Raw genomic sequence first — 8,026 nt, forward strand, 5'->3', positions numbered from 1 at the left:
CCACTCCAAAAACTCCCATTTAGCCTAAAATTAAAAATACTGACTAGCCTACATTGCCCTATGTTTGAAGCCCTTGCCGATCGACTCGAATCCACCTGGAAAAAACTGCGCGGACAGAATAAAATCTCCGAGTCCAATATCCAAGACGCCCTCAAAGAAGTCCGCCGCGCCCTCCTGGAAGCCGATGTCAACCTCCAAGTCGTCAAAAACTTCATCGGAGAGGTAGCGGCAAAAGCACAAGGCGCAGAAGTCGTCTCAGGCGTCCGTCCCGACCAACAATTCATCAAAATCGTCCACGACGAACTCGTCCGCGTCATGGGGGAAACCAACGTACCCCTCGCCACCGCCGAATCCGGGCCCACAGTTATCCTCATGGCTGGTTTGCAAGGAACCGGGAAAACCACAGCTACCGCCAAACTCGCACTCCACCTCCGCAAACAAAATCGTACCGCACTGCTAGTCGCAACCGACATTTATCGACCAGCCGCGATCGACCAATTGCTCACACTCGGCAAACAAATCGACGTACCAGTATTTGAATTAGGCAAAGACATTGACCCCGTAGAAATAGCCCGCCAAGGCATCGAACACGGCAAACAAATCGGCATTGATACCATCATCGTCGATACAGCAGGCCGCCTGCAAATCGACCAAGACATGATGGCAGAATTGGGCCGCATCAAACAAACAGTACAACCCCACGAAACGCTGTTAGTTGTTGATGCCATGACCGGCCAAGAAGCAGCAAATTTAACCCGCACCTTTCACGAACAAATCGGTATTACCGGCGCAATCTTAACCAAATTAGACGGCGACAGCCGCGGCGGCGCAGCCTTATCCGTGCGGCAAATATCCGGCGCGCCGATTAAATTTGTCGGAGTCGGCGAAAAAGTGGAAGCCTTGCAACCTTTTTATCCCGATCGCATGGCATCGAGAATACTCGGCATGGGCGATGTCTTGACGCTAGTAGAAAAAGCGCAAGAAGAATTCGACATCGCCGATGCCGAGAAAATGCAAGAGAAAATGCTCACGGCAAAGTTTGACTTTACCGACTTTCTCAAACAAACCAGACTGTTAAAAAATATGGGTTCCCTCGGCGGCATCCTGAAAATGATTCCGGGGATGAACAAACTCTCAGACGAACAAATGCGGCAGGGAGAAGTGCAGCTAAAACGCACCGAAGCCATGATCAATTCGATGACAATTGAAGAACGTCGCAACCCTGAACTTTTAGCAAGTTCTCCATCCCGCCGCCGCCGCATCGGCAAAGGCGCAGGCTACGCTGAAAACGACGTAACTAAGCTTGTCAGCGACTTCCAGAAAATGCGTACAATGATGCAGCAAATGAGTCAAGGCAACTTCGCCGGCATGGGAGGAATGCCCGGAATGCCAGGAATGGGTGGCCCCGGAATGCAGCCCGGTTCCCGTGGCTATATGGGTACCCAGCAGAAGAAGAAAAAGAAAAAAGATAAGCCTAAAAAAGGTTTCGGACAGTTGTAGAAAGCGGGCCCGGGTTTCACTAATAATTGCCTAAAACCCATAATCTCGTAAACCCGCCCCCACAGATAGATTGCACCATGATCAAAAATTTGTAGGGCGGGTTTCACCAAGAATAATAGCCAAAAACCGATAATCTCGTAAACCCGCCCCACCCAGCCCAAGATTCCTTGGTAGTGCCCGGTAGCGCCCGCTGAGGAAAGGATCAGAACAAAAGCGAATTCAAATTAAACCTACATTCCGCACCCCAACTGTCACATGGGGTGTGGGTGGCCTGAATCTACCCCAACAATGGTGATAACTACAAAATATATTCACTATAAATGCTTAAAAGAGTGGCATTGGAGACACGAGTTTACATTCAAGTTGAGCCGTTGGTATAAAATCATCTGCTGAGACATCTCCAAACCAGATTGGTCGTCACCATCACCCAAAAAAGTATCCATATCAGTGAATAAAAACTTAAAATTACACACAGGAATACCCAGGGACAGCAATCAATTAGGGCGTTGCTAAAGTAGGGTATGATACGAGCAAAAATACGAGAGGGGAGTCGAAAATGATTTCCGGGATTTTGATGGGGAATTGGAACATCTCCAAATTTTAGATAATGAATTAGTAATTTAATTGAATACCCTAGCATTTTTTCACACTTAGAATAACAAACACTTTTTCTTTTTAGCGGAGCCAAGTAATGTCTGAGTCTTGTATTTTCACCTTCAACTGCAAGTCATATAGGTTTTGCTAATAATTGGGTCTGCCTCCGGAATAAAATTCGGGTAAACTTTCCAGCCATCTGTTACATAAAAGTAGCATTTCCATTTGCTAGCCTCCGCCCATAGTGGTTCAAAAGTTTTGGCGCTAGGGTCGCCTAAAACCCCTCCTAAAATACCTGGCTTAAAATGGTCTACCGCTGTCCACCGCCAGGTTTTGTTTTTTTTTGAAGCCACAAATGTTTGTAATTCATCTAATTCTCCCACTTCGGGATTTGTTTCTGGTTTGTAAAAATCTGGTAAGAGTTTCCCGGCTTCTTTTACCCCATTAATGATTGTAGTATGATAGACATTTATGACTCTTTCAATTGGTCGAAAACCCCCGTCATTAACATACATTTTGAGACATTCACGTTTAACTTATTCCGGATATCCTCTTTTAAGTTTATAAGCCTCTATAAATTGTTTTTGGCCGGGTACGCAATATAATTCTGTTTGCCTTTTTGGTAATAATTTTTATTGATATGAGTTGAATTACGTTCAGGAAATTGCATAATATTGCTTTTAAATATGTTTTATTGTTGACGCTCGGAGGACAACTTCATCATACCATAGTTCAGCCACGCCTAGCAACGCCAGCTTTAACTATATGTTAAGGATAAAAAATAGTCAGGGTTCGCCGTCATCTTCCTACTACTGAAAAAATACTTAATGGGGCGATCGGCAACATTGAATTTTTATTTCCAAGTATAAGATAGCGCTTCTCAACTGAGTGGAATACTGTAGGCCCAATTAAATATTCCCTGGTTTGAGCCAGCCAAAAACTTCGCCTAAAGTCAACTGCATTTCCGGCATAAAATTGGGCATCGGAAGTATATCTGTTGGTTCTTGCAAGGAAATAGGCTGCTGCCTTGCGGGATAGGCTAAAATGTTTTTTTCATCGGGATCGAGCAACCAACCCATCTGACAACCGGCGTTCAAACAGTGCAAAATATTGTTTGTGACTTTGGTTTGGCTTTGGCCTGGGGACAAAATTTCTATTGTCCAGTCTGGGTGAGCATTAAATGTATTGGCAATTTCGCCGTCAGCGTCTAGGGGAATGCGATTCCAAACAAAAATCGCGACATCGGGCACAATAGAACGTCCGCCAAAGGTGCAGCGAAGTTCTGGAAATGCCCAAGCAATCCGCTGAGGTTTGCCCGCTGCATTAACCCTCGTGATGAGTTCTCCCTGAATTGTGCTGTGTTTTCCTTGCGGCATAGGTTTTTGTAAAATGACACCTTTGATGTATTCGCTAGCGGGTTTGGTTTCTGGGAGTTGCAAAAACTCGTCCAGAGTGATAGTTTTTTGAGGTGCTTGTACCATATAGCGATCGCCAGTTTGAAGTGTGTTGCGGTAACAGTTCCAGTATATTTGAAGTTTCGTCACTTTTGGTGCAATAATCGAACTCAAAAGACTCTAAACTGTAGCTAGTCCGATCGACCGTTTCCACGATAAGCAGTCGATCACATTCATTGAGGCAGAAATTGGCACTGCCCGCGTCAGTCGCATCTATAACTGTGATTCCTAGCATTCTTGCATCTAACTACTGACTGCTGACTAATAACTAATGACTAATAATTTATTCCTATGTCCAAAAAAATAATTAATGCGATCAAATCGAGTGGTCTTTTAGGGGCGATCGCCTCTTTGACTGTTTTGTTATTCGGTGGTTGGAGCGGCACTGTGATCGGCTGGCTGATGGGTACGGCTGCGGGCTTTATGAGCTGTCGAGAGCAGAAGGTTTACAGCCCGAAAATGGGTGCGACTATCGGCAGTTTGGCGGGATTGGGATTGGGAGTTTGGCTGTTAGTTGCAAGTGTGGTAGAAGGGGTTTTGATTAGACCTTTTTCTGGTCAATCTGCTGTTGCTTTGCCGACTACGCTGCTGTACGGGATTTGCAGTTTGACGATCGCAATTTTGACAGCTACGTTAATGGGTGCTTTGCAGGGTTTGCAGGGGGAACGCCAGCGGCTGGCAACTCTGGTGACATTAGCTTTTATTCTAATTCTGTTTCCGTTTATCGACATTCAGGCTCAGACTGGCTGGATTGCTACTGTAGTACAGATTCAAATCTTTATTATGCTGGCGCTGGGTTTGAATATTACTGTGGGTTTTGCGGGTTTGTTGGATTTGGGATATGCGGCGTTTTTTGCGATCGGCGCTTACACGACGGCTTTGCTATCTTCTGGACAGTTAAATATTGCTTGGAACTTTTGGGTGGTACTGCCGATAGCCGCCGGTGTAGCTGCGATCGCGGGCGTAATCCTGGGTATTCCCACACTGCGACTCAGGGGCGATTATTTGGCGATTGTTACCCTCGGTTTTGGCGAAATTATCCCGGTTGTCTTTAGGAATTTAACCGCGATTCGGATCGACGAACCAGTCTCGAAGATTGTTGCGGCTGTTTTGGGTAAACCCGAGTTGGTGCTATGTCTGGTTGGGTGCGATCGACCTTTTAACCTCACCGGCGGCGAAGCGGGAATAAACCCGATCGGGCGTCCATCTCTCCCCATCGTCGGCACTTTCAGCACCGGCAACTACTTTCCCTGGTACTACCTAATTTTACTGCTAGTTGTCTTCGCTTACTTCATGATTTCGCGGATGCGAGATTCCCGCTTGGGTAGGGCGTGGAATGCCATGCGCGAAGATGAATTAGCGGCGAGTGCGATGGGGATTAACCTCGTCAAAACCAAACTTTCGGCTTTTGCGATGGGAGCGACTTTTTCGGGCTTTGCAGGCGCGTTTTACGCCGCCTATATCAGCGCAATTTTTCCCAGCGTTTTCGATTTCTCGGTGTCGGTAATCATCCTGTGTATGGTGATTTTAGGCGGTTTGGGAAATATGACGGGGGTGATTTTGGGCGCGATCATTATCATGTCTGCCGATCGACTTTATCTGCCACAATTAGCGCAAGTCCTCAAGGGTTTTCTGAATACTTTTGTAATCCCCAGGATTGCAAGTCCCCAGTTACAAGACTTTCTGGCCACCAGTTTAGACCCGATTCAAATGCGCTTATTCCTATTCGGCTTAACTCTTGTTGTCATGATGCTCGTGCGGCCGGAGGGGCTGATTCCTGATAAGATACACCAAGCTGAACTGCATTCTGATGGTGAAGCGAGCAATGAGTCTTTAGCAGATGCGAGAAGTCAATAAGTAGGTAAGGACAAAAAACCATAGTATTTTGTAAGCGGGTTTAGCTAATAATCTAGGATACAAGGGAGTTTATGAGTGTAAAACTCCCCTCCTCATCTAATGTTTATTTGTAACCAAATACTTAGTAAGGGTGAAAGATTAGCCATGAAAAATGTAACTGGTACTGCTTTTATCGTTGCGGAATTTAGAGCAGAAGAGAATGAAGAGGCCATTCCTCTCTATACTGATAATGTAGTCAAAATCTGGCTGAATGAGGAAACAAAAGAAATAGCGGCCCAAATATCTCAAAACTCTCCGGCAGCCAAAGAAATGGTTAAGTTGCGGACTAAATATTTGGATGATGTTTTGTCTAATCAAATTTTAGGAGGGTGCAAGCAAATAGTTATTTTAGGTTCGGGTTTGGATACTCGTGCTGCCCGAATTAATGGAGAAGGAGTGATTTATTTTGAAATAGACGACCCTGCGACACTGCAATTAAAAGCAGAAACTCTCAAAGCTCACAAAGTTACTGCTAATGTTCGCTACCGTCCCGGCGATTACGTAAAAGACGGTTTAATCTCCTTGCTGAAACAGAGTGAATTTGATTTCACTCGACCGACATATTTTTTGTGGGAAGGCAACACTACCTTGCTGGACAAAAAAGATGTAATATTTGTGTTAGAACAAATTCGCGACAATGTTGATAATTTTCGAGTGTCCTTTGATTATATGTCGGAAAAGGTGATTTTGAGAACTACGGGCTACCAAGATATCAATGATTACATAGATCAATACGAAAGTATGTATGCACCGTGGATTACTGGGTTTGACAAAATTGCCACTTTGGCTGACGAACTCAATCTCAAAGTTATTGAAGACTTTTCGAGTGCCGATTTGCACGGACAATATCGCCCTCGCCGTTCTCTAGAATCTAATCTGTTTAAGTTCTATTTTGTTTGTACGTTAGAGAATATGTCCTAAAAACTCCCAATCTCACATTGATTCGCGTGCATGAAAGCTTGTGACGAGGACGCTCGCACTACTATAAAATCTTAGGAAACACAACCCCAATGTCATTATTAGAAGCACAGCAACTTACCATGCGATTCGGCGGTTTGACTGCGGTAAATCAGGTCAGCTTAACTTTGGAAAAAGGAGCGATCGCCAGTTTGATCGGCCCCAACGGTGCGGGAAAAACTACTTTTTTTAATATGCTGACAGGGATCTATAAACCGAGTGGGGGACAGTTGGTACTTGAAAATAAAAATATCACGGGTTTACCGCCAGATCGCCTGACAACTTTCGGCATTGCTAGAACTTTTCAAAATATCCGCTTGTTTAACAACATGACTGTGCTGGATAATGTCTTAGTAGGCAGACACTGCCGATTAAAAACAGGTTTGTTGGGCGCAATCCTCCGCCCTCCGGCTGCGATGATTGAGGAACGAGAAGCTAAAATAAAAGCGCTGACTATGCTGGATTTTGTCGGTTTAGGTGCTTCTAAAGCGCCGGAGTTGGCAAAAAACCTTTCCTACGGCGACCAGCGGAGATTGGAAATTGCCAGGGCTTTGGCTTCCGATCCGAAAGTGTTGCTTTTGGACGAACCGACTGCGGGGATGAACCCAAACGAAACGGCTGATTTAACTCGCTTTATTTACCAAATTCGCGATGAGTTGAATTTGAGTATTTTGCTGATTGAACACGATATGAAGGTGGTGATGGGAATTAGCGATCGCGTTAGTGTTATGGAGTACGGTACTAAAATTGCTGAGGGAACTCCGGCAGAAGTTCGCGCAAATCCTCGGGTGATAGAGGCATATTTGGGAAAAGAAGAAGATGCACTTGGATAATGGGTATTGTGTGGCGACAGATAAGTGAGATGGGCAGTGTTTGTCCTCGGAAAAAGCGATATTAATGTTCAGCCAATTAACCCAATAAAATTAGGGCCGGGTTTCACCAACAATCTGTCATTCAAACCGATAATATTTATCAACCCACCCAGGGCTACAGCATTTTATAACGAGCAATTCAACGGAAACGATAGGATGTGCGCCTCGCACACCCTACTGATTAACATTCGGGGTTTTTCCTAAACTTTTGATTTGACTTCCGACTTTGTTTTCTTGTGTTTTCTCTGCGTGACAAACAATCCTAAAAATATTGCAGTACCTAATACTGTGTTCGGTTCGGGAACTGCTTCTGCTTCTGTCTTTGCGATATTGTTCTTAACTTCTACTAACCTTAAGTTAGTGGGGCTGTTGAATGTCCGCGAATATACCCCAGAAGTATACAGGAGGCTAGCTGCTGCACTTTCTTGAGCCAGAAAATTAAAGTTAATTTGTGTGGGTTTAAAGCTGTTGCTAACGAAGGCATTTGCATAAAAGCCACTAGAAGAGTCTAAACCGATGGCAAATTGAAAAGAGTCTAACAAAAGGTTAGTAACAGTGTTAATCACCCAGAAAGATATACTCCCCTTCGCCCTGGCACGTTCGGATTGGGGGTTGTCAACTGATGTTAAAAGAGCTAAAAATGTCTGAAATCTGAAGGAAAAAGTTTCTTCGGCATCAATAGACCTCTTGCGAAAGTGCGCTCGTTCTAGGTAAAATAAAAGAAAAAATTAGATTAATAATATGAATTACGAA

The 8,026-nt window shown here is 44.6% G+C and carries 6 protein-coding genes and 1 pseudogene; 4 read left to right on the forward strand and 3 right to left on the reverse strand.

The genetic code is table 11. The features are described from left to right. The first annotated feature begins 60 nt into the window (after nt 1–60). Complete coding sequence (ffh, locus tag QT996_RS23805; protein ID WP_333049520.1) at nt 61–1,500, forward strand: signal recognition particle protein; 1,440 nt, start codon at nt 61–63, stop codon at nt 1,498–1,500. Nucleotides 1,501–2,077: 577 nt separating this feature from the next. On the opposite strand, the pseudogene QT996_RS23810 reads toward ffh, so the two are convergent. Together QT996_RS23810 and QT996_RS23815 are read right to left on the reverse strand one after the other, a co-directional pair. Then, nucleotides 2,078–2,764 (reverse strand): annotated as a pseudogene (locus QT996_RS23810) (IS1 family transposase); the annotation flags it as partial. Nucleotides 2,765–3,002: 238 nt separating this feature from the next. Further along, on the reverse strand, nt 3,003–3,575 hold the full coding sequence (locus QT996_RS23815) for a Uma2 family endonuclease (RefSeq protein WP_333049530.1): 573 nt from the start codon (nt 3,573–3,575) through the stop codon (nt 3,003–3,005). A gap of 264 nt (nt 3,576–3,839) precedes the next feature. Between QT996_RS23815 and QT996_RS23820 the strand changes: the two genes are divergently transcribed. The 3 genes from QT996_RS23820 to QT996_RS23830 all read left to right on the forward strand — a co-directional run bounded on the left by QT996_RS23820 (nt 3,840) and on the right by QT996_RS23830 (nt 7,234). Then, nucleotides 3,840–5,405 carry an ABC transporter permease subunit gene (locus tag QT996_RS23820; RefSeq protein ID WP_333049522.1) on the forward strand — a complete coding sequence of 522 codons (1,566 nt, stop codon included), beginning with the start codon at nt 3,840–3,842 and terminating at the stop codon, nt 5,403–5,405. Between the two features lie 144 nt (nt 5,406–5,549). Then, nucleotides 5,550–6,365, forward strand: a complete 816-nt coding sequence (locus tag QT996_RS23825; RefSeq protein WP_333049524.1) for a class I SAM-dependent methyltransferase — start codon at nt 5,550–5,552, stop codon at nt 6,363–6,365. 89 nt (nt 6,366–6,454) lie between these two features. Next, on the forward strand, nt 6,455–7,234 hold the full coding sequence (locus QT996_RS23830) for an ABC transporter ATP-binding protein (RefSeq protein ID WP_333049526.1): 780 nt from the start codon (nt 6,455–6,457) through the stop codon (nt 7,232–7,234). A gap of 239 nt (nt 7,235–7,473) precedes the next feature. Here QT996_RS23830 and QT996_RS23835 read toward each other — a convergent pair whose 3' ends face one another. Next, on the reverse strand, nt 7,474–7,839 hold the full coding sequence (locus QT996_RS23835) for a hypothetical protein (protein ID WP_333049528.1): 366 nt from the start codon (nt 7,837–7,839) through the stop codon (nt 7,474–7,476). Between the last annotated feature and the right edge of the window lie 187 nt (nt 7,840–8,026).

The organism is Microcoleus sp. S13C4 (genome assembly GCF_036700865.1).
GTDB lineage: Bacteria > Cyanobacteriota > Cyanobacteriia > Cyanobacteriales > Microcoleaceae > Microcoleus.